Source organism: Arthrobacter hankyongi, from assembly GCF_022012395.1.
Taxonomy (GTDB): domain Bacteria; phylum Actinomycetota; class Actinomycetes; order Actinomycetales; family Micrococcaceae; genus Crystallibacter; species Crystallibacter hankyongi.
On sequence record NZ_JAKLTQ010000001.1, the window covers coordinates 174915 to 198527 of the forward strand.

Annotated in this window: 21 protein-coding genes; 6 read left to right on the top strand and 15 right to left on the bottom strand. The window is 69.0% G+C overall.

What is annotated here, in order from left to right; translation table 11 throughout:
• Window positions 1–18: 18 nt before the first annotated feature.
• The 3 genes from LVY72_RS00820 to tdh are packed head-to-tail and all read right to left on the bottom strand — an operon-like array spanning window position 19 to window position 3352.
• Complete coding sequence (locus tag LVY72_RS00820) at window positions 19–1080, bottom strand: DUF695 domain-containing protein (RefSeq protein ID WP_237817552.1); 1062 nt, start codon at window positions 1078–1080, stop codon at window positions 19–21.
• Window positions 1080–2279, bottom strand: coding sequence for a glycine C-acetyltransferase (locus LVY72_RS00825; protein ID WP_237817553.1), 1200 nt, complete (start codon window positions 2277–2279; stop codon window positions 1080–1082). Before LVY72_RS00825 ends, LVY72_RS00820 begins: the two co-directional genes overlap by 1 nt.
• A 26-nt stretch (window positions 2280–2305) precedes the next feature.
• Window positions 2306–3352, bottom strand: coding sequence for an L-threonine 3-dehydrogenase (tdh, locus tag LVY72_RS00830; protein WP_237817554.1), 1047 nt, complete (start codon window positions 3350–3352; stop codon window positions 2306–2308).
• A gap of 177 nt (window positions 3353–3529) precedes the next feature.
• Between tdh and LVY72_RS00835 the strand changes: the two genes are divergently transcribed.
• The 3 genes from LVY72_RS00835 to LVY72_RS00845 all read left to right on the top strand — a co-directional run bounded on the left by LVY72_RS00835 (window position 3530) and on the right by LVY72_RS00845 (window position 6954).
• Window positions 3530–4846: a GAF domain-containing protein gene (locus LVY72_RS00835; protein ID WP_237817555.1), complete on the top strand. Its 1317-nt coding sequence runs from the start codon at window positions 3530–3532 to the stop codon at window positions 4844–4846.
• Window positions 4847–4952: 106 nt separating this feature from the next.
• On the top strand, window positions 4953–6476 hold the full coding sequence (exaC, locus tag LVY72_RS00840) for an acetaldehyde dehydrogenase ExaC (RefSeq protein WP_237817556.1): 1524 nt from the start codon (window positions 4953–4955) through the stop codon (window positions 6474–6476).
• Between the two features lie 79 nt (window positions 6477–6555).
• The gene (locus tag LVY72_RS00845) at window positions 6556–6954 is read left to right on the top strand and encodes a DUF779 domain-containing protein (RefSeq protein WP_372463662.1); all 399 of its coding nucleotides are present in this window, start codon (window positions 6556–6558) and stop codon (window positions 6952–6954) included.
• Between the two features lie 292 nt (window positions 6955–7246).
• Here the strand turns inward: LVY72_RS00845 and LVY72_RS00850 are convergent, their stop codons facing one another.
• From LVY72_RS00850 to LVY72_RS00865, 4 genes are all read right to left on the bottom strand, one after another.
• Window positions 7247–9568, bottom strand: coding sequence for an esterase-like activity of phytase family protein (locus LVY72_RS00850; RefSeq protein ID WP_237817558.1), 2322 nt, complete (start codon window positions 9566–9568; stop codon window positions 7247–7249).
• Window positions 9569–9758: 190 nt separating this feature from the next.
• A complete protein-coding gene (locus LVY72_RS00855) occupies window positions 9759–10733 on the bottom strand; it encodes an aminoglycoside phosphotransferase family protein (RefSeq protein ID WP_237817559.1) in 975 nt (324 codons plus the stop codon).
• 57 nt (window positions 10734–10790) lie between these two features.
• Window positions 10791–12095: a hypothetical protein gene (locus LVY72_RS00860; RefSeq protein ID WP_237817560.1), complete on the bottom strand. Its 1305-nt coding sequence runs from the start codon at window positions 12093–12095 to the stop codon at window positions 10791–10793.
• Window positions 12096–12188: 93 nt separating this feature from the next.
• A complete protein-coding gene (locus LVY72_RS00865; protein WP_237817561.1) occupies window positions 12189–12377 on the bottom strand; it encodes a hypothetical protein in 189 nt (62 codons plus the stop codon).
• 290 nt (window positions 12378–12667) lie between these two features.
• On the opposite strand from LVY72_RS00865, the gene LVY72_RS00870 reads away from it, so the two are divergent.
• Complete coding sequence (locus tag LVY72_RS00870) at window positions 12668–13432, top strand: hypothetical protein (RefSeq protein WP_237817562.1); 765 nt, start codon at window positions 12668–12670, stop codon at window positions 13430–13432.
• Window positions 13433–13598: 166 nt separating this feature from the next.
• Here LVY72_RS00870 and LVY72_RS00875 read toward each other — a convergent pair whose 3' ends face one another.
• Together LVY72_RS00875 and LVY72_RS00880 are read right to left on the bottom strand one after the other, a co-directional pair.
• Window positions 13599–13796: a hypothetical protein gene (locus LVY72_RS00875; RefSeq protein WP_237817563.1), complete on the bottom strand. Its 198-nt coding sequence runs from the start codon at window positions 13794–13796 to the stop codon at window positions 13599–13601.
• Between the two features lie 65 nt (window positions 13797–13861).
• Window positions 13862–14050, bottom strand: coding sequence for a hypothetical protein (locus tag LVY72_RS00880; RefSeq protein ID WP_237817564.1), 189 nt, complete (start codon window positions 14048–14050; stop codon window positions 13862–13864).
• 427 nt (window positions 14051–14477) lie between these two features.
• Between LVY72_RS00880 and LVY72_RS00885 the strand changes: the two genes are divergently transcribed.
• Window positions 14478–15245, top strand: a complete 768-nt coding sequence (locus LVY72_RS00885) for an AfsR/SARP family transcriptional regulator (protein WP_237817565.1) — start codon at window positions 14478–14480, stop codon at window positions 15243–15245.
• Between the two features lie 83 nt (window positions 15246–15328).
• Here LVY72_RS00885 and gatB read toward each other — a convergent pair whose 3' ends face one another.
• The 6 genes from gatB to ligA all read right to left on the bottom strand — a co-directional run bounded on the left by gatB (window position 15329) and on the right by ligA (window position 23165).
• Window positions 15329–16843, bottom strand: coding sequence for an Asp-tRNA(Asn)/Glu-tRNA(Gln) amidotransferase subunit GatB (gene gatB / locus LVY72_RS00890; protein ID WP_237817566.1), 1515 nt, complete (start codon window positions 16841–16843; stop codon window positions 15329–15331).
• Entirely contained in the window at window positions 16844–18358 is a 1515-nt protein-coding gene (gene gatA, locus LVY72_RS00895) for an Asp-tRNA(Asn)/Glu-tRNA(Gln) amidotransferase subunit GatA (RefSeq protein ID WP_237817567.1), read from the bottom strand.
• Window positions 18359–18367: 9 nt separating this feature from the next.
• Window positions 18368–18664, bottom strand: coding sequence for an Asp-tRNA(Asn)/Glu-tRNA(Gln) amidotransferase subunit GatC (gene gatC / locus LVY72_RS00900; protein WP_237817568.1), 297 nt, complete (start codon window positions 18662–18664; stop codon window positions 18368–18370).
• Between the two features lie 113 nt (window positions 18665–18777).
• Window positions 18778–19272 carry a GNAT family N-acetyltransferase gene (locus tag LVY72_RS00905; RefSeq protein WP_237817569.1) on the bottom strand — a complete coding sequence of 165 codons (495 nt, stop codon included), beginning with the start codon at window positions 19270–19272 and terminating at the stop codon, window positions 18778–18780.
• Window positions 19269–20753: an amidase family protein gene (locus LVY72_RS00910; protein WP_237817570.1), complete on the bottom strand. Its 1485-nt coding sequence runs from the start codon at window positions 20751–20753 to the stop codon at window positions 19269–19271. Before LVY72_RS00910 ends, LVY72_RS00905 begins: the two co-directional genes overlap by 4 nt.
• Before the next feature lie 135 nt (window positions 20754–20888).
• Window positions 20889–23165, bottom strand: coding sequence for an NAD-dependent DNA ligase LigA (gene ligA / locus LVY72_RS00915; RefSeq protein WP_372463663.1), 2277 nt, complete (start codon window positions 23163–23165; stop codon window positions 20889–20891).
• A gap of 75 nt (window positions 23166–23240) precedes the next feature.
• Here ligA and LVY72_RS00920 point away from each other — a divergent pair, with 75 nt between their 5' ends.
• A complete protein-coding gene (locus LVY72_RS00920; protein ID WP_237817571.1) occupies window positions 23241–23606 on the top strand; it encodes an avidin-fold protein in 366 nt (121 codons plus the stop codon).
• Window positions 23607–23613: the final 7 nt, after the last annotated feature.

Sequence of the window (23613 nt, forward strand, 5' to 3'; positions counted from 1 at the left end):
TGGGGCGTGAGGGCCCCGCTACTTGATGCGCAGGTGGCGGACGTTGGCCCAGGTCGGATCCAGCTGGGTCCCGCAGCCGGCCCGGCCGCCGGGCCAGGCGGCAGCGGCTGCCTCGAGCTGCCAGGCCGCGGAGCCGGTGGAGTCCACATAGAAGTGCAGCGTCCGGCGCCCGCCGGTGGTTTCGGTGGCGACCAGGCGGCCCTGGCCGGCGATTTCCTCCGCCAGCTGGTCCTGGGCTTCCTTCAGCTCCGCCTCGGCCTGGGGTGCCGGCAGGCCTGCCAGTTCCGGCGGGCACTGTTGCGGTAGTTCGTAAGGCAGGCTGAGCGCCACATGCTGGTCATATTCGGGCCAGAAGGCCGGTACGAGCGGAACCTGGACCCAGGCCAGGATCGGCAGCCCGTCGGCCGTAGTGCCGTTCAGCTCGTGCCAGCTGGGCTGCCCGTCGGCGTCGAAGGCCTTGGCGTGCAGCTGCGCGATCACGCTGCGCAGAGTGCCGAGCGGAATGCCAGCGGGCAGTTCGTGCAGCACCGGTTCGATGACCCCGATCCAGGCCCCGACGTCCCGCTGGCCGATCGCGTGGTCGAGCATGATCTGGATCGGCTCCATCCGCTCGGCGGCGGGCAGGTCCTGCAGGCGGGGGTGGTGGACGGCGATGTCCACAGAATAGCGGTTGAGCATCAGGCCGACCCGGAAATCCGTGCTGTCGAATTCCTGGCCGCCGAGGCCAAGCGTGAGGTCCTCGAAGAACTCGGCCGGCTGGCGCACATCCGCGTACTCCCACTCCGGCGACGGCGCCGGAGCCGCCTTAAGCACGCGCCGGGCCACCGGAGCGTAGTCGCTGCTCTTGGAGAAGATCACCAGCTGGTGTTCGGATACCGTGCCCGGGCCAAGCTCCCAGGCCAGTCCGGAACTGATGCGGGACACGTGCCGGCTGAGCCGCTTGGCATAATCCGCGCCGCCGGCATCCCGGCCGCGCGCCACCAGCCCGGTTCCCTCCTGCAGCCACCAAGCCCAGAAGCCGCGGATGGCTGCCGGCTCGGCGGCCCGCCGCGGCTTCTTCCGCCACACCGACACCGGCATCACGCCCCCTGGACCGCAGCACGTGCCGCGGTGAAGGCCGCCACGCACGCCTCGACGTCGTCGGCCGAATGAGCTGCGGACAGCTGGACCCGGATCCGGGCCTTGCCCTGGGGTACCACCGGATAGCTGAAGGCCGTCACATAAACGCCCTGGTCCAGCATCGCCGCAGCCATCCGGCCGGCGAGCACGGCGTCGCCGAACATCACCGGCACGATCGGGTGTTCGCCCTCCAGCAGGTCGAAACCCTCCCGGGACATCTGGCTGCGGAAGAGGGCCGCGTTTTCCTTCAGCCGCCGGCGCAGGTCGGCCGAGCCCTGCACCAGGTCAAGGGCCTGCAGCGTAGCGGCCACGATGGCCGGCGCCACGGAGTTGGAGAAGAGGTAGGGCCGGGCCCGTTGGCGCAGCATCGCCACGATCTCCCGGCGGCCGGACACATAACCGCCCGATGCCCCGCCCAGGGCCTTGCCGAAGGTGCCGGTATAGATATCCACCCGGCCGGACACTCCGGCGTGTTCGGGCGTTCCGGCACCGGTAGGCCCCACGAAGCCCACCGCGTGCGAATCGTCCACCATGACCAAGGCATCGTGGCGGTCGGCAAGCTCACAGATCTCGCGCAGCGGAGCCAGGTAGCCGTCCATCGAGAACACGCCGTCCGTGACGACGATCTTCCGCCGGGCGCCGGCGGCTTCCTGCAGCCGGGTTTCGAGTTCGGCCATGTCGCGGTTGGCGTAGCGGTAGCGCTGCGCCTTGGACAGCCGGATGCCGTCGATGATGGATGCGTGGTTCAACGCGTCCGAAATGATCGCGTCCTGGGCACCGAAGAGGGCTTCGAAGACACCGCCGTTGGCGTCGAAGCAGGAGGAGAACAAAATAGTGTCCTCAGTGCCGAGGAAGCTGGAGACGCGCTGCTCCAGGCGCAGGTGCAGGTCCTGGGTGCCGCAGATGAAGCGCACGCTGGCCATGCCGAAACCGCGTTCGTCCATGGCCTGTTTCGCCGCGGCGATGATCCGCGGATCGTCGGCGAGGCCCAGATAGTTGTTGGCACAGAAGTTCAGCACCGGCTGCGGTGCGGTGCCGGGGCTGCCGGCGAGGATCCGGCCGGACTGCGGCGACGCGATCGGCCGCTCGGCCTTGAACAGGCCGGCGGCCCGGATCCCGTCCAGTTCCTCCTGCAACTGTTGCTTCATGGCTGAGTACATGGCCACCTCCTGCCGTCCCGGCCGGTTCAGATCTGGCTCCAGTCAAGCACTACCTTGCCGCCGAGGCCACCGCGGGCAATCTCGAACCCACGCGCCCATTCCGCTGCCGGAAGCACGTCGGTAACCACGCTGGAGACCGCCGCATGCAGCCGGGGGCTGGAGGAGAGCATGGCGCTCATCGCGTACCAGGTCTCGAACATCTCCCGGCCGTAGATGCCCTTGAGCGTGAGCATGTGGGTCACCACCTTGGACCAGTCGACGGTGATCGGCTCCGAGGGCAGGCCCAGCAGCGCGATGCGCCCGCCGTGGGTCATGTTGTCGATCATTTCACGCAGGGCGGTGGCGCGGCCGGACATTTCCAGTCCGATGTCGAAGCCCTCGGCCATTCGCAGCTCGCGCTGGGCCTGGGCCAGCCGGCTCCGGCTGACATCCACGGCCAGGTCGGCACCCATCTTGACCGCCAGCTGCAGCCGGGCCGGGGATACGTCGGTGATGGCGATCTTGCGCGCCCCGGCATGGCGGGCCACGGCAACGGCCATCAGGCCGATGGGACCGGCGCCGGTGATCAGCACGTCCTCGCCGACCATCGGAAAGCTCAGGGCGGTGTGGACAGCGTTGCCGAAGGGATCGAAGATGGCGCCAAGTTCGGGGGTGATGCCCGGATCATGATGGACCCAGACGTTGGTCTCGGGCAGCACCACGTACTCGGCGAAGGCACCATCCCGCTGGACCCCGACGCTGACGGTGCGGATGCACATCTGGCGGCGCCCGGCACGGCAGTTGCGGCAGGTGCCGCAGACAATATGCCCCTCGCCGGAGACCCGGTCCCCGGGCCGGACATCACGGACGTCTGCCCCCACCCGGACCACTTCACCGTAGAACTCGTGGCCCGGAACCAGCGGGGGCACAATGGCGCCCTGTGCCCAGGCATCCCAGGCCTGGATGTGCAGATCAGTCCCGCAGATGCCGGTGGTGTGCACCCTGATCAGCACGTCCGCATGCCCTGGTTCCGGCTCCGGACGGTCCACCAACTCGAAACCGGGGTGCGGCCCGGATTTCATCAGCGCCTTCACACGGTCCTTCCTTTGCTCTTGTTCCCACCGGCCGCAGCGGCAATGTGGCCTGCATCACGTCCCACTCTACGGTCTTGCGCGCCGGCGGGTAGAGTGTGATCTACGCCACCGGACCGAAGGCGGCCGGTAGCGTGCGCCCAATGGAAGTACGAAGGAATCTGTGCGAGCGGAGCAAAGGTGCATCCCAGGATCGAGCCGTCCGAACTCCAGAGCCACCGGGCCCAGGCGGCCCACGACCAGCTGGACCGGTGCAGCCTGAGCGGCCCGGCCGTCCCGGGCGGGCTGCGCACGGTGGTCCGCGAATCCTGGCGCAGGTCCCTGCGGGCACTGGGCTCCCCCGGCCCGGCCGCCGCGCCGCTGGCCCTGGACGGTGGCGAACTCGAGGAGTACCGGCGGCACCATCAGCTGGCGGCCGTGATGCCGGTGATCGGCCGGCTGCTGGTCCAGCCGGCCCAGGATACCGGGCTGCTGGTGGCCGTCGGCGACGAACACGGACGGCTGCTGTGGGTGGACGGCGACCGGGCCCAGCGCCGGCGGGCCGAGTCCATGGCCTTCCTGCCCGGCGCGGATTGGTCCGAGGCCGCCGTCGGGACCAGTGCACCGGGCACCGCCCTGGCGCTCGGCCGCGGTATCCAGATCAGTGGCGCGGAGCATTTCAATCCCGCGGTGCATCCGTGGAGCTGCACGGCGGTGCCGGTGCACGATCCGGACACCGGCGCGTTGGTTGGTGTGGTGGACATTACCGGGCGGGAGGCCGCCGTCGCGCCGCACACCTTGCCGCTGGTCCAGGCCGCGGTGGCTGCGGCCGAAGCCCAGCTGCGCATTAACCGGCTCGAGCGCGCCCTGCCGCGGGGCACGCATCGGAGCGAACCGGCCCGGCCGGCCGGCGTCCTGCTGGAAATCACCGGCAGGGACCAGGGCCGGCTGACTGTTGCCGGCCGGAGGCTGGAACTGTCGCTGCGCCACACCGAGATCCTGACCCTGCTCGCGCTGCATCCACGCGGGCTGCGGGCCGAGGAACTGGCAGAACTGCTCTATCCCGAGGACGGCCGGCCGCAGGAGGTTGGCGGCCGGACCATCACGCTGCGGGCCGAAATGGTGCGGCTGCGCCGGTTCCTGGCGGCCGCCTGCCCCGAACTGGTGCCGCAGTCCCGGCCCTACCGGCTGCCGCAGGAACTGTCCACGGATGCCAGCCGGGTGCTCGCCCAGTTGCGGCGCGGCGCCCACCGGCAGGCGCTGGAGACCTACCGGGGCGAGCTGCTGCCGCGCTCAACGGCCCCGGGTATTGCCGGGTTCCGCAGCGAGGTCGGCCTGACCCTGCGCGAAGCGGTGCTCGCGGACGGCGCGCCCGAAACGCTGCTGTGCTACCTGCAGCTGCCTCAGGCCCGGGACGACGCCGAGGCCTGGCGCTGCGCGCTGCGGCTGTTGCCGGCCCGCTCGCCGCGGCGGGCCGCCGTCGTCGCCCGGCTGCAGGAGCTCGAAGCGGATATCTAAAGCCACGAATTCAGGGTTGCAACCTGCTTGCAACCTGGCTGCGCCTAGGCTCGGGAGCGGCAGGCGAGGGCGCCTGCCGCCAGACGATTCGCCGAAGGAGATACCAATGACGGTATACGCACAGCCCGGCCGGCCCGGCGCCAAGGTCGATTTCAAGCCCCGCTACGAGAACTGGATCGGCGGCGAGTGGGTGGCCCCGGTCAAGGGCGGCTACTTCGAGAACATCTCGCCGGTCACCGGCAAGCCGTTCTGCGAGGTCGCCCGCGGCACGGCGGAGGACATCGAGCTGGCGCTGGACGCCGCGCACAAGGCCGCCCCGGCCTGGGGCCGGACCCCGGTCGCGGAGCGGGCGGCGGTGCTGAACCGGGTGGCGGAGAGGATCGAGGCGAACCTGGAACTGCTGGCGGTCGCCGAGACTTGGGACAACGGCAAGGCGGTGCGCGAGACCCTGGCTGCGGACATCCCGCTGGCGGCCGACCACTTCCGCTACTTCGCCTCGGCCATCCGGGCCCAGGAGGGCCGGCTCTCCCAGCTCGACGACGACACCACCGCCTACCACTTCCACGAGCCCCTGGGCGTGGTCGGGCAGATCATCCCGTGGAACTTCCCGATCCTGATGGCCGTCTGGAAACTGGCCCCGGCGCTGGCGGCGGGCAACGCCGTGGTGCTCAAGCCGGCCGAACAGACCCCGGCCTCGATCCTGGTGCTGATGGAGCTGCTGGCCGACATCCTGCCCGCCGGCGTGCTCAACGTGGTCAACGGGTTCGGCGTCGAGGCCGGCAAGCCGCTGGCCTCCAGCCCGCGGATCCGCAAGATCGCCTTCACCGGCGAGACCACCACCGGCCGGCTGATCAGCCAGTACGCCTCCCAGAATCTGATCCCGGTCACCCTGGAACTGGGCGGTAAGAGCCCGAACATCTTCTTCTCCGACGTGGCCGAGGCCAACGACGCGTTCTACGACAAGGCGCTGGAGGGCTTCGCGCTGTTCGCCTTCAACCAGGGCGAAGTCTGCACCTGCCCGTCGCGGGCGCTGGTCCAGGACTCGATCTACGACTCCTTCATGGCCGACGCCCTGGCCCGGACGCAGAAGATCATCCAGGGCAACCCGCTGGACACCGAGACCCAGATCGGCGCCCAGGCCTCGAACGACCAGCTGGAGAAGATCCTCTCCTACATCGACATCGGCCGGCAGGAAGGCGCCAAGGTGCTCGCCGGCGGCGGACGCAACATCCTGGACGGGGACCTGGCCGAAGGCTACTACGTGGCGCCCACCGTCTTCGAGGGCAGCAACAGCATGCGCATCTTCCAGGAGGAGATCTTCGGCCCGGTCGTCTCGGTGACAGGCTTCGGCGAATACACCGAGGCGATCCAGCTGGCCAACGACACCCTCTACGGGCTCGGCGCCGGCGTCTGGTCCCGCAACGGCAACACCGCCTACCGGGCCGGCCGGGAAATCCAGGCCGGCCGGGTCTGGGTCAACAACTACCACGCCTACCCGGCCGGGGCGGCCTTCGGCGGCTACAAGTCCTCCGGCATCGGCCGCGAGAACCACGCCATGATGCTCGAGCACTACCAGCAGACCAAGAACCTTTTGGTCAGCTACAACGAGAACAAGCTCGGGTTCTTCTAAGGATTGGGGCGCTCCCATAATGTCGACTTCGTCGCCACGACGGGGCCCTCGCGCCCCACTCCGGTCCGGATTCGAAGCCGTGCTCGAGGCGGCGGTGGTGCTGCCCGGGGAGGACTTTTCCCGGGTGGCGCTCACCGCCCCGGCAGTCGAACTGCTCGACAGCCTCTGGGACCGCCACGGGCCGCTGATGTTCCACCAGTCCGGCGGCTGCTGCGACGGCTCGTCGCCGATGTGCTACCCGGCCGGGGATTTCCTCACCGCCGAAGCCGACGTGCGCCTGGGCGTGTTCGACCTGCCCGGACGCGGCCCGCTGGACTTCTGGATGTCCCGCGAGCAGTTCGCCTACTGGCAGCACACCCGGCTGACCGTGGACGTGGTCCCCGGCCGCGGCAGCGGCTTCTCCCTCGAAGCCCCGGAAGGCAAACGCTTCCTGATCCGCTCGCAGCTGCTCGCTGGTTCAGGCACCGCGCCGTCCTAAAGTTGCCTTAAAGGGCCCTGTGGGCGGTTTCCTCCCGACAAGGAGGAAACCGCCCACAGTAGCTGCCCGGGACTTCTCGGGGATCATCAACCAGATCCGCGACCGCTCCGGGAGCTGAGGCTGCCGGCCCTGTGCCTTCACGCCCACCATTGAAACCCTGCCCTGGCGTTTCCGCAGGTCAGCGGCTTGCTTGAAGCCTAAAGATGTACTGGGCGGCTCAAACACGGGCGTGGCGGAACCTGGGCCGTGGCGTAGCGTGTCGCTAGCGGACGGCGCGGGCCCAAGTCGGAGGTCACCGGCCGAAGACCGAGCGCTTGCTGCCCAGATCCATCAAGACGTTCTCGCCGTTGGCGTCCTTGTTGCCGTCGTTGTCCACCATGGCGTAGACCCGGCCGTTGCCGCCGATGGCCAGGCCTTCCAGCTTCTCCTGGACCCAGCCGTTGTTCTTCTTCAGCTGCGGCAGCACGTCCACGGCCCGGGACTTGCCGGCGACGGGCAGCTGCTGTCCGGTGGCGGCCAGCAGATCCGGGATCTTGACCGTGTAGACGGACTTCAGCTTCGCGTCCGGGCCGTTGAGCTTGTCCCGCTCGATCACGGCCAGGGTGTGCGCATCCACTGCGGTGATCTCGGACAGCCCGATCCAGTCGCCCGCCGCGGCGGTGGTCTGCAGCGGGTAGCCGAACCAGCCGAATTCCCCGCTGGCCACGTCCAGCTGCCCGATCCGGGCCGTGTTGGCCGGATCCCCGGCCAGCGGACGCTGCAGCGCGAAGTACAGGACCTCGTTGGCGCCGGAGCCGTAGCCGGTGACGCCCTCAATCCCCTGCTTGCCCATCGCCGCGGCGACCTCGGCGGGCAGCGCGATCTCGCGCACCACGTTGCCCTTGGCATCAACCTGGACCAGTAGGTTGCCGGCGCCGGTGGCGCCCTCGACACCCAGCCAGAAACCGCCGTCGGGCCGGGCCCACAGGCCCTCAATGTCGTAGCCGGCCGGCTTGCCGTCCTTGAGCACCGGCAGTTCGGCGGTAATCCGGGCCGGAGCCGACGCCGTGCTGATGGTCAGGATGCGGCTGGGCGAGTAGGCGGCGTCCGAGGCGGTGTACAGCTTCCGGGCGTCCTTCGGATCGGCGCTCAGGGCACCAAGGGCGCCCCAGGCGATTGGCTTGCCCTTGACCGTATTCGATTCGATCGACGGGAAGAGCGGGGCCCGCTTGCCCAGCTTGTAGATCTGGACCGAGGCGCGCACCTGGTCCTCGGCGGAGTCCACCTCGGAGGATACGATCAGCAGGCCCCGCTCCGGCACGGCCAGCAGGCCTTCGGGTCCCTTGGTGGACGGCACCGCCTGGACCAGCTTCGGCTTCGCCGGATTGGAGACGTTGTAAACCGCCACGAAGTTGGCCCGCTCGGACCCCACGAAGACATACGGGACGCCGTTGAAGACCGCGCTGGCCAGGCCCTCGGGCTCGCTGCCCTTGTTCTCGGAGCGGTCTTCCGGGTACTGTCCCAGCTTCACGGCCAGATGCTCAAAGCTGTTGCCCGCATCGAAGACGACCTTGCCGGTCCGGGCATCGAAGATGCTCCAGCCGCGGGTGCCGCCCTTCCAGTCGCCTTCGTTGGCGGTGGCGACGTACTTGTTGCCGATCCAGCCGACGGCGTCCGGCTCGCGCGGAACGTCCGTGATGGTGCCGGTCAGGTCGATCTTCCCGTCTTCCACCGTGTCGATCCCGCTCACGGTGGCCTTGCCGGCGCTGAAATAGTTGCGGATCTTCTTGGTCCGCAGGTCCACGATGGCCACGCCGTTGTTCTCCTGCAGCGTGACGGCCACGGTCCTGTCGTCCGGGCTGATCGAGACATACTCCGGCTCCGGATCGGACGGGGTGTCCAGGCCCTTCAGTCCGCTGAGGCTGATGTGCCTGGCCTTCCAGTTCTTCTGGCGCAGGTCGACGACGGCGAGATCCCCGGCGGGTGCCTGCGGCAGGTCCCCTTCCTCGCCGCCGGCAGGGGCGAAGTCCTCATCGCGCTGGTTCTCCATTGCGATCACCACCGTCCGGCCGCCGCTGCTGACGTCGATGGAGTCCGGCTGCCCGCCCAGGTCAATGGTCTTCAGCGGCTTCCACTGGCTGACCGGGGCACGGTTGTTGATGTTGAAGACCAGCAGCTTGCCGGCCGGAGCGGAGAAGCTCGTGGAGGCATCCACGACGGCGAGCAGGTACTTGCCGGTGGCGTAGACGGACGTCGGGGACATGCCCTCACCCAGCTTCAGGTAGCCCCTGGCCAGCGGTTTGTTCTCGTTCCGGATGTCCACGAAGCCCAGGCCCCCGCCGGCAGCATCCGTGTAGATCACGGTCTTGTTGTCCTTGGTCACGGTGGAAATCTCGGCCACCGTTTCCGTGCCGGCGCTGGTGTTGGCGTAGGCCGGCAGCGTCGCGGTCCGGTTGAAGTAGCGCGTAGGCTGCTGCTTCGCCGGCTTGGACTGCTTCGATACCGTCTGGCTCTTGGACGCCGGCGCGGTGGCCTCGGCGGGACCGGCAAGCAGGGCGGGCGTGCCGAGGACGACGGCGAGGGCCAGGGCCCCGGCGGTGGCTTTGGACAGGTTGCTGCGGAAGATCGCTGGCAAGGTGGCTCCATAGGTGTCGAGTGGTTTGGCTTCCCCAGCCTGCCCGGTCCGGCCACAGCCGCCGTGGCCCGGCGGTGAGCACGGCATGTCCGCCAGATGAATTCCAGGCCGCTGTCCTTGGTCGGGCGAGGGCCGGCGATGGACAGCCTGCTATGGAGTGGGGCGCTCCCGCAGTGTCGGTTCCGCCCGTTCACGGCCACCCCGCACGCTTCGCGCACGGGGACCCCTGGCCGTTCTCTTCGGCAGGGCCCTCGTGCCCCACTCCTGGGCCGAGGACCTGGTCCAGCGCGAAGGCACCGATCCGCCGCAGTCCCGGGCTGTCATCGGAATTGGCCAGCAGCGCCGTGGCGATGTTCAGCGCCCAGCCGCGGGCGCGCCGCCAGGTGGCTGCGTCGAGGTCCCGGCGGAAGGCCAGCGCCTGACGGAAGACCCGGCGGCCGGCGGCATCGAAGACCAGCCACGCGGCGGCCAGGTCCGTGGCCGGATCCCCCGCGGTCAGATCGCCGAAGTCGACGACGGCGGCCAGCCTGCCGCCGTCGGTGATCAGATTGGCCGGATGGAGGTCCCCGTGCAGCCACAGCGCCGGGCCGTCCCAGGCCCGCACGGCGCACAGCTCTTCCCACAATTCGAGGGCCTGGGCAGCGCGCGGCAGTTGGGCTGCAGCCGGCGCCTCCAGCCGCTGCCGGACGGCCTGGTCCCGGTCCGCCAGCGGCACCCCGCGCACCGGATTGGCCGGGGCATCCGGCGGTGCCGGCCGCTGAAGTGCGTCCACGACGGCCGCAAGCCGTCCCGCCCAGTGCCGCCGCTGCGCGGCAACCTGCACGTCCGCCGTCGTGCCCTCGAACCAGCGGACCACCGACCACGGCCAGGGATAGGACGGCGACGGCGTTCCACACCGCAGCGGGACCGGGACCGCCACGTCCAAACCGGACAACCCCGCAGCCAGCCGGGGCAGCCAGACCTGCTCGTGCAGCACCAATTGCGCGGCGGCTGCGCGCCGCGGCAGCCGGACGGCGAGCCAATCCCCCAGCCGGAAGACGGCGTTGTCCCAGCCGTTGGCCACCAGCCGCAGCGGCAGCGCCGCCAGGTCCGGGAACTGCCCGGCCAGCAGTTCCCGGACCTGTCCCTCGGTGAGGTCTGCCTCGGCGGCAGGCAGGTTTGCCATCAGGCCATTAAGCCATGAACCCATCGGCCCGCGATGCCAACCGCGGACGCTATTTCGTCAGCGCCTCGATCCAGCGCGCCGCCGCAGCCATCTTGCCGCCAGCTTGGCCAGCATTGCTGCCAGCTTCTGCAACAGCACGGCCAGGCCCAGCAGCGGCAGGCAGAGCATCACGATGGACAGCACGGCCAGGATGAATTCCGCCAGCGCGCCGTCAGCCACCGCCTGGGCCAACAGCGACGCATGGTGCTGCATGGCGTGGAAGGTCCTGCTCAGGATGACCGGCAGGCTGATCAGCATCCAGCCCAGGCCAAGGACCAGGGTGGGGACCACCGTGAGGACCCACAGCGTGACGATCCACCGCGCGACGGGCTTCATTTCCGCCACCAGCGGGTGCACCGGCCGCCCCGGAAGCAGGCTAGCCAGCACCGGCTTCACCCGGGCGAACAGGTCAGGCACACCGGCCAGGTCCGCCAGCACAAAGTAGCCGTCGAAACGTACCGTGGGGATCAACTGCTGGACCATCTCAAGTTGCATGACCACCACGACCAGCAGCAGCAAGCCATTGCCGGTTAGCAGGTAGCCGGTACCGGCAGCGAGCAGGCACCATACGTTGAAATACAGCCCGCCCAGGTCGGTGCGCAGTCGTCCGGCCCGCCCCAGCCGGTAGGAATCGGTGACGTTGGTGAAGAAGGCCGGAAAGACGATGTAGATGCCATAGCCGATGACGCCGGGCCGGGCACCCCCGTAGCGGCAGGCAGTGGCATGGCCCAACTCGTGGATGAGCGCCCCGACCATAAGCAGGACCATCAAGCCGAGCAGCAGTACCGGGGCCTTCAACACGTCGTCCAGTGCCTGCAGGATCCCGCCCTGCAGGAACAGCACCACGTCCAGCACCACCAGCGCCGCCAGGACCAGCACCACAATGGGCGGATAGAAGGCCGGCCTGAGCGCGCCCGCCAGGGCATTGACCAGGGGTTCGGGCAGGAGCGTCCCGCGGAACCGCAGGGACAGCAGCGGATCCGCCCGCGGCTGCACGGCCTCCGGGTCCGGCCGCCGGTTGCCGTCGGCCACCAGGCCCAGCGGGCTCAGTGTCCCGCTGATCAGCTGGTTCAGTCCCTCGGTACTCAGCCGGCGGCCAAAGGACCGGGTGACGGCGTCGGCCACCTCCTCCGGGGCGCGCCCGGGTGCCAGTTCCCTGACCACCAGATGCAGCAGCTCGGAAACCTGGAGCAGCTGACCGTCGCCGCGCCGGACCAGGTAGGTGGTGTCCACCAGACCGGAACCGGATGCGGCCCCGAGCAGTTGGACGCCGTCGGCCCGGACCCAGCGCGGAGCGGGGACGGTGCTGGAATCAGTTGTCATCTTGCCTCACCTGACGAGTTGGAATCCGGGGCACGGCCGAATGCGTCCGGTACCGCCGCGGGCGGTGGTACCGGACGCATCCAGCTGCCGTGGCTACTGCCCGACGAGGATCGTCTGCACAGCGGCGCTGTTGGCCTCCGACAGAGCGGTCGCGACGTTCAGCGCCACCGAAGAGTTCGATGCGTAAACGTCGGCCCAGTTGAAATTGAAGAAGAGCGTCTCACGCACGGGCAGCAGCTCCGCACGCTGTGCCTCCAGCTCAACCAAAGTCACTTCGTTCATTGTTCTTTCACCTCCTCCCCCCAACTCGCTTTGACAACCCCGAGTCAACACCGGGCACCGTCTTGGAACCGTCCCTGTCCCGTCCCGCCTGCGTTTTTCTTGCGTCTTTCCTGCGTTTGGGCTTCGTCGCGGTTTCTGCGCAGGTTTGCCGCTGCAGGAGTGTGGGATTGCCGTTGGCCGCGGATATGAGCTGCACCGGGCCACCCGCGCCCGCCGGCCCTTCGCGGAAACCGGCCGCGCCGATACAGTCCTTCAGGCACGTTCCATCCAGCAACAGAAAGGTTCCACGAATGAGAGGCATTTCCTCCGCTGCAGGCATCATCCTGGCGCTGGCCACCGGCTCCGTCCTGGCCGGCGGCACCACACCCGCAGGCGCCGCGGCTGGCAACTGGACATCGCACGGCACCGAACGCGCCGAACGGGCCGGCGCTGCCTGGGGACGCAGCCTGGATTCGGCCAGTTCGGCACAGCCGTCGGCAGCCCGGCCCGAGGTGCGTGATACGTCGCAGGACCTGGTGCATGTGTCCGGCGGCCCGGCGAAGGCCGATGCCTTGGCGGCGGCGTCGGCGGCCTGCGACGGTTGTTCCGGTGACGCCACCACGCTGCAGGTGGCCTATTTCGACGGCGGCAAGGGCACTGCAGCTGCGGACAATGTCGCCTCGGCCTGGGCAACCTGCGCCGGCTGCTCGGCCTCCGCGGTGTCGGTACAGATTGTGCTGGTGCCGCGCCGCGGCGCCATCGACGCCAACAACCGGGCCATTGCGGTCAATGCCTCGTGCGCCGGCTGTTCCACGTCGGCGGCGGCCCTGCAGTTTGTGCTGGCCTCCGGCCCGCGGCGCCAGCTTTCGGCAGCCGCCGCGGAGCTGGTGGGGCAGGCGAGGGCACAGCTGGCGGAGCGGCTGGAGTCCGCGGCCCGGAAGCCGAATGCCCGCACCGCGAAGACCGACGCCAGGTCCGCGGCGGCGCAGACCGCCCGGCAGTTGGAGCAAATCATCGCCAAGGATCTGGGCACCGTCGATATCCGCCGCCAGCTCGACGTCCAGGTCGGTTCATAGCCTCAGGCGCCGGCACAAAAAACCGGACCCCGTTCCCGGCTCCGGGAACGGGGTCCTGCTCATGGCGGTGGCCGCCGGCGGGGAAGGCGGAGCGGCGTGGAACGGCGGGCATGCCGCATCTGCTGCCGCATGCCCGCCGAACCTGTGGGGCGTGGCCGCCGGTGCGTTAGCGGGTCATCGAAACGATGTCCTGCCAAGCACCCGCATGGGCCACCGAACCGATGGTTGCCGCGTTGATGGCAAACGCCAGGTTGACGCCCACCACCGGTGCCACATTGATATCGAAGAACAGTGTTTCCCGGTTCGGGAGCAGCTCGGCGCGCTGGCCGGCAAGCTCGTCGAACCCGAGGATTTCTCCTGCCATGTTCGATTGCCTTTCCGCTGGGCCCGGCGCCGCCTGCGCAGGCGGCGCCGGGCGGGCCTGCCTGATTACTGGCCGATGGCGATCGTCTGAATGGCGGCGCTATTGGCCTCCGACAGGACAGTCGCGACGTTCAGCGCCACCGAATGGTTCGATGCGTAAACGTCGGCCCAGTTGAAATTGAAGAAGAGCGTCTCACGCACGGGCAGCAGCTCCGCACGCTGTGCCTCCAGCTCAACCAAAGTCACTTCGTTCATTGTTCTTTCACCTCCTCCCCCCAACTCGCTTTGACAACCCCGAGTCAACACCGGGCACCGTCTTGGAACCGTCCTTGTCCCGTCCCGCCTGCGTTTTTCTTGCGTTAAATTCCCGTCGCTTTCGGCAAGTGTGACGAATTGCGGCAATCCTGCGGAGAATCCGGGCTCCGGATGCGCTGGCAGCGCGGAAGGGGTATCCCTGGCCAAGAGCTTCCGGTACCGTCCAGTTCGACACCTGGGGTACCGGCCCAACTGGCCGGTGGCACACTGCCGGCGACTAAGGGGGAGGAAACAGCGACGGCGCGGCCTGCGCAGGGGCGGAACAGGACAGGCGCCGTCCGAGGAATATCCATAGCTCGCACCACAAAGCCACGCGCGGTTGCTCAGGACCGCTGGTGGTGGAGCCGCGGTAACAACGGGGGAACTAATGGAACAGCTGGAAACCCTTGAACGGGAGTACCCGCAGAACGACGAAAGATCCGACGCTGCCCAGGCTGCCGGCTGGCAGCTACAGCTGCTCGGGACCTGGAACCTGCAACTCGACGGCAGGCATGTCCGTGTGCCCCGCAGTGCACAGCGGCTGATCACCGCGCTCGTACTGCTGGACGCGCGGCCCAGGGCCTATTTGTCCGGGCTGCTCTGGCCGGACAGCAGTGACGAGCAGGCCGCCGGGAACCTGCGGAACTGCGTCTGGAGGATTTCCCATGATTTCCCGGGCCTGCTCAGTGCCAGCAAGGATCCTCTTATGCTCAGCCCCGGTGTCCGGGTTGACACCAGGCTGTTGGCGGCCAGCCTCGATGCGGACGGGGCGTTCCCCCGGCCGCCGTATGCCAAGGAAACGATCGAAGTGCTCGGCCGGGCGGAACTGCTTCCCGGCTGGTACGACGACTGGGTTATGCACAGCCAGGAGCGGATCCGGGAGCTGCGCATTAGCGCGCTCGAACGGATGGCCGAACTCAGCCTCGAAGCGGGCCAGGTGGCGACGGCGATCGATGCGTCGCTGGCTGCCGTGGCCGCCGATCCGCTGCGGGAGAGCGCCCACCGGCTGCTGATCCAGAGCCATCTTGCCGCCGGCAACCGGGCGAGCGCCCACCGGGTGTATGGCAAACTCCAGTCCCGCCTGAACGACGAACTGGGGATTCCGCCATCGCCCGAACTGGAGAGCCTGATCCTGGCTCCGCAGCCGCCGGCCTGATCCCTCCGGCAGCCCGGCCACGGCCGGGGCCCGGGGAGACGGCACCAGGTCCTGCCCTGGCACCGGCTCCCCGGCCGGGGTCGTCAGCCCTGGACGCCGAGGCGCTCGAAGATCAGCTCGCGGACGCGGCCGGCGTCGGCCTGCCCGCGGGTGGCCTTCATCACGCCGCCGACGATGGCGCCGGCCGCCTGCAGCTTGCCGCCGCGGATCTTCTCGGCCACTTCCGGCTGGGCCGCCAGGGCCGCGTCGATCGCCTCCAGCAGTGCACCGTCGTCGGACACCACGGCCATGCCGTGCTTGTCCACGACCTCGGACGGCGTGCCTTCGCCGGCGAGCACATATTCGAGCACCTTGCGGGCCAGCTTGTCATTGATCTTGCCGGCACTGATCAGCGAATCCAGCTCCACAATGGTTTCGGGCGTGACGCCCAGCTCGGCAGGATCCACCTCCGCTTCCTTGGCGCGGCGGGACACCTCGCCCATCCACCATTTGCGTGCCACGGCCGGGGTGGCCCCGGCGGCGATGGTTTCCTCGATCGAATCCATCACGCCGGCGTTGACCACGTCGCGGAACTCCGCGTCCGAATAGCCCCAGGCGTCCTTCAGGCGCTTGCGGCGCTCGGCCGGCGGCTCGGGCAGCTGCGCGCGCAGCTCTTCGATCCATTCCTCGGAGGTAACCACCGGCACCAGGTCCGGTTCGGGGAAATAACGGTAGTCGTCGGCGTCGGACTTGGGCCGGCCCGCGGTGGTGGTGCGGGTGTCCTCGTGCCAGTGGCGGGTCTCCTGTGTCACGGCGGCCCCGGACTCCAAAACCGCGGCATGGCGCTGGATCTCGAAGCGCACCGCCCGCTCGACCGAACGCAGCGAGTTCACGTTCTTGGTCTCCGAGCGCGTGCCGAAGGTGGTCGAGCCCTTGGGCATCAGCGACACGTTGGCGTCGCAGCGCACGTTGCCGCGTTCCATCCGCGCATCCGAGACGCCCAGGTTCTTCACGATCTCCCGGATGGCGGCCACGTAGGCCTTGGCCAGCTCGGGGGCACGGGAGCCTGCACCGACAATCGGCTTGGTCACGATCTCCACCAGCGGCACGCCGGCCCGATTGTAGTCCACCAGCGAGAAGTCAGCGCCCTGGATGCGTCCGGTGGCCCCGCCCAGGTGGGTCAGCTTGCCCGCGTCCTCCTCCATGTGCGCCCGCTCGATCTCCACGGTGAAGACGGTGCCGTCCTCCAGTTCGATGTCGATCGAGCCGTCGAAGGCAATCGGATCCTCGTACTGCGAGGTCTGGAAGTTCTTCGGGGTGTCCGGGTAGAAGTACTGCTTCCGGGCGAAGGTGCACGAGGGAGCGATCCGGCAGCCCAGCGCCAGGCCGATCTTGATCGAGTACTCCACCGCGGCCTTGTTCACCACCGGCAGCACGCCGGGCAGGCCCAGGCACACGGGGGTGACGTTGGTGTTCGGCTCGTCGCCGAAAACGTTGGGGGCCGCGGAGAACATCTTGGTCCGCGTGTTCAGCTCCACGTGGACCTCGAAGCCCAGCACCGGGTCGTACTTCTCCATTGCCTCTTCGAAGGAGAGGATCTCGTCCGTTACGGCAGTCATTTACTTCACACCTCCGAGTACCGGGGCCTGGGCGAGCAGCGGCCCGCCCCACTTGTCTTCGAGCAGCTTCTCCAGCGCGGCGCCGGCCCGGTAGAGCCGTGCGTCCTCGCGGGCCGGGGCCAGGAACTGGATGCCCACGGGCAGTCCGCCGGCCAGGCCGCCGGGCACCGAGATGCCCGGAACGCCGGCCAGGTTGGCCGGAATGGTGGCGACGTCGTTGAGGTACATCGCCAGTGGATCGTCGAGCTTCTCCCCCAGTTTGAACGCCGTGGTGGGCGCCGTCGGGGAAATCAGCACGTCGGCCTGCGCGAACGCCGCGTCGAAGTCGCGCTGGACCAGCGTGCGGACCTTCTGTGCCGAACCGTAGTAGGCGTCGTAGTAGCCCGCGGACAGTGCATAGGTGCCCAGGATGATCCGGCGCTTGACCTCGTCGCCGAAGCCGGCGGCCCGGCTGGCGCCCATCACCCGTTCGATGGTCAGCGGCGCGTCCTCGGGCAGCACCCGCAGGCCGTAGCGCACGCCGTCGAACTTGGCCAGGTTCGAGGAGGCCTCCGACGGCATGATCAGGTAGTAGGCGCCCAGCGCGTACTTGAAGTTCGGGCAGGAGACCTCGACGATCTCGGCCCCGGCGCCGCGCAGCAGTTCCAGGGATTCGTCGAAGCGCTGCTGCACCCCGGCGTCGTACCCCTCGCCCTGCAGTTCGCGGACCACGCCGATCCGCATCCCGGCCACGTTCCCGGTGCGGGCGGCCTCGGCCAGCGCCCCGACGGGGTCGGTCAGCGACGTCGAGTCGGCCGGATCATGCCCGCCGATCACCTCGTGCAGCAGCGCCGAGTCCAGCACCGTCCGCGAGACCGGGCCGATCTGGTCCAGCGAGGAGGCCATCGCGATGGCACCGTAGCGGGAGACCCCGCCGTAGGTCGGCTTCACGCCCACCGAGCCGGTGACGGCCGCGGGTTGGCGGATGGAGCCGCCGGTGTCGGTGCCCAGGGCCAGCGGAGCCTCGTAGGCGGCGACGGCCGCGGCGGACCCGCCGCCGGACCCGCCGGGAATGCGGTCCAGGTCCCACGGGTTGCGGGTGGGTCCGTAGGCCGAATGCTCGGTGGAGGATCCCATGGCGAATTCGTCCAGGTTGGTCTTGCCGAGCATCGGCATCTTGGCCGCGCGGATCTTTTGGATCACGGTGGCGTCATAGGGGCTCATCCAGCCGCGGAGCATTGCCGATCCGGCGGTGGTGGGCTGGCCGATGGTCACGATCAGGTCCTTGATCGCGATCGGCACGCCGGCCAAGCCGTGCAGGCGCCCGGCTTCGGCGCCCCCGGCGGCGCGGGCCGTGTCCACTTCGGTGGCGACGGCGAGCGCCTCCTCGGTATTGACGTGCAGGAAGGCGTTCACCTCGCCGTCGACTTCGGCGATCCGGTCCAGGTGCGCCTGGACAACCTCGACGGCGGAGACTTCCTTGGCGGCCAGCTTCGCGGCCAGTTCGGCAGCGCTGTGGGTAATCAGTTCATTCACGGCTGCTTCTTACTCCTCGTCCAGAATTGCAGGGACCTTGAATCGTCCGTCTTCGGCATCGGGGGCCCCGGACAGGGCCTGCTCGTTGGTCAGCGTCTGGCCCGGGACATCCTCGCGGAATACGTTGGTCAGCGGAATCGGGTGGGACGTGGCGGGCACGTCGTCGCCAGCCACCTCGCTGACCGTCTTGATCGAGTCGACGATGACGTCCAGTTCGCCGGCCATCTTGTCCAGTTCTTCCGCGGTCATCTCAATGCGGGCCAGCTGCGCCAGATGCGCCACGGCCTCACGATTGATCTCAGACATGGGTCTCCTGCAAATGGTGGATGGGTTGTTGCTACCCAGTCTACCGGCGGCCGGGAGCGCGGGAGTCCGGTGTCGGGCCCGGGTTCCTCCCGCCGCCGCCCGCGATATGGGGCTCAGAGAGCCAGCCGGAAAACCCACAGCCGGATATCGGTGCCCGGCACCAGCCAGTCCCGCTCCGGCACGCGGGCGAAGCCCAGCGACTCATACAGCCGGTGGGCCCGGACCCAGTCGGCGCCGGTGGTCAGGCTGACCGCGTCGACGCCATCGATAGTCCGGGCGTAGTCGATGATCGCCCGCACCAGGGCCCTACCCACGCCCGAGCGCTGCGCGGCCGGGTCCACCGCCAGCATGCGGAACTCCAGCTCGCCGGGACGGGCAATATCGGCGTACGGCCCGTCCGCCAAGGTCAGTGCCACCGCGCCGGCAACCTTGCCTTCCAGTTCGGCGACCCAGACCGTGGCGTGCTCGGCCCGGTGCGCCACGTCCCCGAGCCGTTCAAGGTAGGCATCGGCCTCGGTCAGGTGCCCGCCGTGGAGGTAGGCCGCCCGGGTGAGCCGGGCGACGTCGTCGTAATCCGCCTCCACGGCGGGCCGGATGGTGATGCTCACTTGCCCGCGGGCACCGGCCGCGCTGCCGCCGGCAGCAGCGCCTCGATCTGGCGGGCCAGCCACAGCAGGTCGGAATCGGCGCCCGGCACGGTGTCCAGTTCGATGCCGATCGGCAGGCCGGCGCTGCTGGTGCCGGCCGGCAGCGAGATCCCGGCCAGGCCGATGACGCCGGCCAGGTTGGTATGCCGGATGACCGTTTCGAAGACCGGCAGTTGCCGGCCGTTGAGCTCGATGGCCGTGCCGGAGGTGTCCTTGCCGTTGCCGATTGCCGGCGCGGTCACCGGGGCGGTCGGCTGGATGACCGCGGACACGCCCGCTTCCTCCACCACGGCCCGGTAGAGCTTCAGGGCCTTGTCCGCGTCCTTCAGCGCCTTCTTGTAGGCCCCGTCCCCGGCCTTGCGGAGCTTGGCCGAGGCGGCGAACACCGCCTGCACGTCGGGGCTGGCAATGCCGTCCACCAGCCCCGCGTAGGTGACCGGTGTCCCGCCGTCGGCCAGGTACTTCGCCAGGTCGTCGCCGACCTCGTGGAGGGCGATGGTCTGCCCGGCCGGATCTGCCAGGTCCAGCACCGGACGCAGCTCCAGCGGCACCAGCTCGGCACCGGCCTCCTGCAGCGTGGCCAGCACGGTCCGGAAGCAGGCGTCCACCTCCGGTTCCAGGTCGCGGGCAAAGGTGCTTTCGGGAACGCCCAGGCGCAGTCCCTCGAGCGGCTGCCCCGCCGTCTCGGCCCGGCGGCGGGCCGCGGCCGGCAGCTTCAGCCCGGCCAGGACGGCGTCAAGCAGGATGATGTCCGCCACGCTGCGCGCGATCGGCCCCACGGTGTCGCGGGTATGCGAAATCGGCAGCAGGCCGCCAGACGGATAGCGCCCGGCCGAGGGACGGAATCCGACGACGCCGCAGAAGGCCGCGGGAATCCGCACCGAACCGCCGGTGTCCGCGGCCAACGCCGCCGGCACCAGTCCGGCGGCGACGGCGACGGCCGAGCCTCCGCTGCTGCCGCCGGCGACCTTGGTGGGGTCGAAGGGATTGCGCACCGGACCGAAGGCGGCGTTGTTGGAGGTGATCCCGAAGGAGAGCTCGTGCAGGTTGGCCTTGCCGGCGATCAGTGCGCCAGCCTTGCGCAGCCGCTCCACCACCGGTGCATCGGCGGCGGGCCGGTACTCCTTCAGCGTGGGCGTGCCGCCGGTGGTGGGCAGGCCGGCGGCATCGATGATGTCCTTGAGGACCACCGGAATGCCGGCCAGCGGAGCCGGGTCCGCACCGTCCGGAATCCCGCGGCCGGCTTCGAGCAAGGCCGGGAAGTTGTCGTGGATCAGGGCACCAAGCTTGCCGGCCCATTCCCGGCGTTCCGCGAGCGCCTCGAGATATTCGCCGGCTCCCAGCTGCCCTGTCCGCAGGCGTTCCGCAGCCTCCGTCACGGTGAGGTCCGCGGCATGGACGGAGGTAAGGGCAGGCGCGGGTGAAGTGGTGCTGTGAGTCATTATTCAATGGTGATGGACGGCACGCCGTGGGGCGCCGAACCGCCACGCCGTGTACCTCACATTTCTTACCCCAAAAAGGTCCTGATTCCTCTCAGTTGACTCTCGGTTGGCGCCCGGCTAGTGTTAGGAAATTTTTCAGGCACTTCCGGTGTCGAGCAATTTCCTGAACCCGTCCTCGTCCAGCACCGGGATCCCCAGCTGCTCGGCCTTGTCCAGCTTGGTGCCGGCATTCTCGCCCGCGACGACATAGCTGGTGTTCTTCGAAACCGACCCGGACGCCTTGCCGCCGCGGATGACGATGGCTTCCTTCGCCTCGTCCCGGCTGAAGTTGGGCAACGTTCCGGTGACCACCACGGTGAGGCCCTCCAGGGTGCGGGGCATGCTCTCATCCGCTTCGTCCGCCATCCGGACCCCTGCCTCCTTCCACCGGTCCAGGATTTCGCGGTGCCAGTCCACGGCAAACCACTCGGTCAGCGAGGCGGCGATGGTCGGACCAACCCCGTCCACCTCGGCCAGCTGTTCCTCCGTGGCTGCCCGGATCGCGTCCATCGATCCCAACGCGGTGGCCAGTGCGCGCGAGGCGGTCGGGCCCACATGTCGGATGGAGAGCGCGACCAGGACACGCCAGAGCGGCTGGGTCTTGGCCTTCTCAAGCTCCCGGAAGAGCTTCTCCGTGTTGGCGGCGGGCTTGGACGGGGTCTTCGCCGTCGGCTTGGTCCAGAAGTACGGGACCAGCTCCCACTGGCCGGTGCCAACCCCCTTCGAGCGCTTCTCGCGCCAGACCTTGACTCCGGCCAGTGCCTCGCGCAACGCCGGATCGGCGCTGCCCTCCGCGAGCTCGAAGAGGCGGGATTCGTCCGTCAGGACGCCGGGACCCTCCGGCGCCGGGGAGCCGCCGATCGTCGCCGGATCGGGGCCCGGCCCCGCGGTGAGCGCGACGGCGGCCTCCCAGCCCAGCGCCTCGACGTCGAACGCACCCCTGCCCGCAAGGTGGAAGACACGCTCCCGCAGCTGGGAAGGACACGAGCGCGCATTGGGGCAGCGGATGTCGACATCGCCTTCCTTGGCCGGCGCCAGCGGCGTGCCGCAGGATGGACAGTCCGCCGGCATCACGAACTCGCGCACCGGCGGATCCTGCGCGTCGCGCAGGGCCATGACCGGTCCCACGATTTCCGGGATGACATCCCCGGCCTTGCGCAGGACCACGATGTCGCCGATCATCACGCCCTTGGCCTTGACCACGTCCTGGTTGTGCAGGGTGGCCATTTCCACGGTGGAGCCGGCCACCTTCACCGGTTCCATCACCCCGTAGGGGGTCACCCGCCCGGTGCGTCCGACATTGACCCGGATGTCCAGCAGCTTGGTGTGGACCTCTTCCGGCGGATACTTGTAGGCCACTGCCCAGCGCGGCACCCGGGAAGTATGGCCGAGGGCGCGCTGGAGCCCGAAATCATCCACCTTCACCACGATGCCGTCGATCTCGTGCAACAGGTCGTGCCGATGCTGGCCGAAGTGCCCGATGAAGTCCAGGACCTCCTGGAAGTTCTCGAGCACCTTGAAGTACGGGCTGGTCGGCAGGCCCCATTCGCGCAGCAGGGCATAGGTTTCGGACTGGCTGGCCGCGGCCAGCCCCTCGCGCGCGCCGATCCCGTGGACGAACATGCTCAACGGCCGCTGGGCCGTCACGGCCGGGTCCTTCTGGCGCAGCGAACCGGCGGCGGCGTTGCGCGGGTTCGCGAACGGGGCCTTGCCCTCGGCCACCATCTTCTCGTTCAGTTCCACAAAGCCGCGGGAGGCGATGAAGATCTCGCCGCGGATTTCCACTTCGCCGGGCACATTGCTGCCGGAGAGCCGGGTGGGGATGTCCTTGATCGTCAGCGCGTTGTGGGTGATGTCCTCCCCGGTGGTCCCGTCGCCGCGGGTGGCCGCACGCACCAGCTCGCCGTCGCGGTAGAGCAGGTTCACGGCCAGGCCGTCGATTTTGACCTCGCTGAGCCAGCGCAGCTGCTGCGTGCCGCCGAGCTTCTCCACCGATGCCGTGGCACGTTCGATCCAGACCTGCAGCTCCTCGAGGGAGAAGACGTCCTCCAGGCTGTACATCCGTTGCAGGTGGCGCACCGGGGCAAAGGCGGCGGACACCTCGCCGCCGACCTCCTGTGTGGGCGAATCGTTGGCGACCAGTTCCGGATGCAGGGCCTCCAGCTCCTCCAGATGCCGGTAGAGCGCGTCGTACTCGGCATCGGAAATCAGCGGGGCATCCTCGGTGTAGTAGGCATGCCGGTGGCGCCGGACCTCGTCCACGACGCGGTCATACTCCTGCCGGACGGCCTCGTCAGGCAGCTGCTCCGGCTGCCGCACCGGGACCGTTCCGGCCTGCTCTGTGTCTTCGGGCTGGATCTGCGCTGTGCTCACGCCTCTATCTTGCCGCATGTAACCTGCCGCGCGGCCTCGGCCGGACCGCCCGAGGGATCCATTAAGCTGGGACCCATGTCCGCTCCCAGCCTTGCCGCAGCCGACCATGCCAGCCTTGACGGACGGACCTTTACCGGGGTCAGCCACTCCGGCTCAGGCGAGGTGGGCAGCGCCACGGAGTTCAGCTACCACCAGGACCGCGACGTCGTCTGGGCCGAATACTCCGGCGGCGCAGTCATCCGCGGGTACCTGGTCGGCACCCGCGACGGCGCCGGCCTTGCCTTCCGCTACACCCATCTGAATACCGATGGACGGACGGCCGGCGGTGCCTGCGAATCACGCATCGAGGTACTCGAGGACGGCCGGCTGCGCCTGCATGAAACCTGGGCCTGGGAGTCGCGCCCCGGAACCGGCACCAGCATCGTCGAAGAGCGGCGCTGATCCGCCC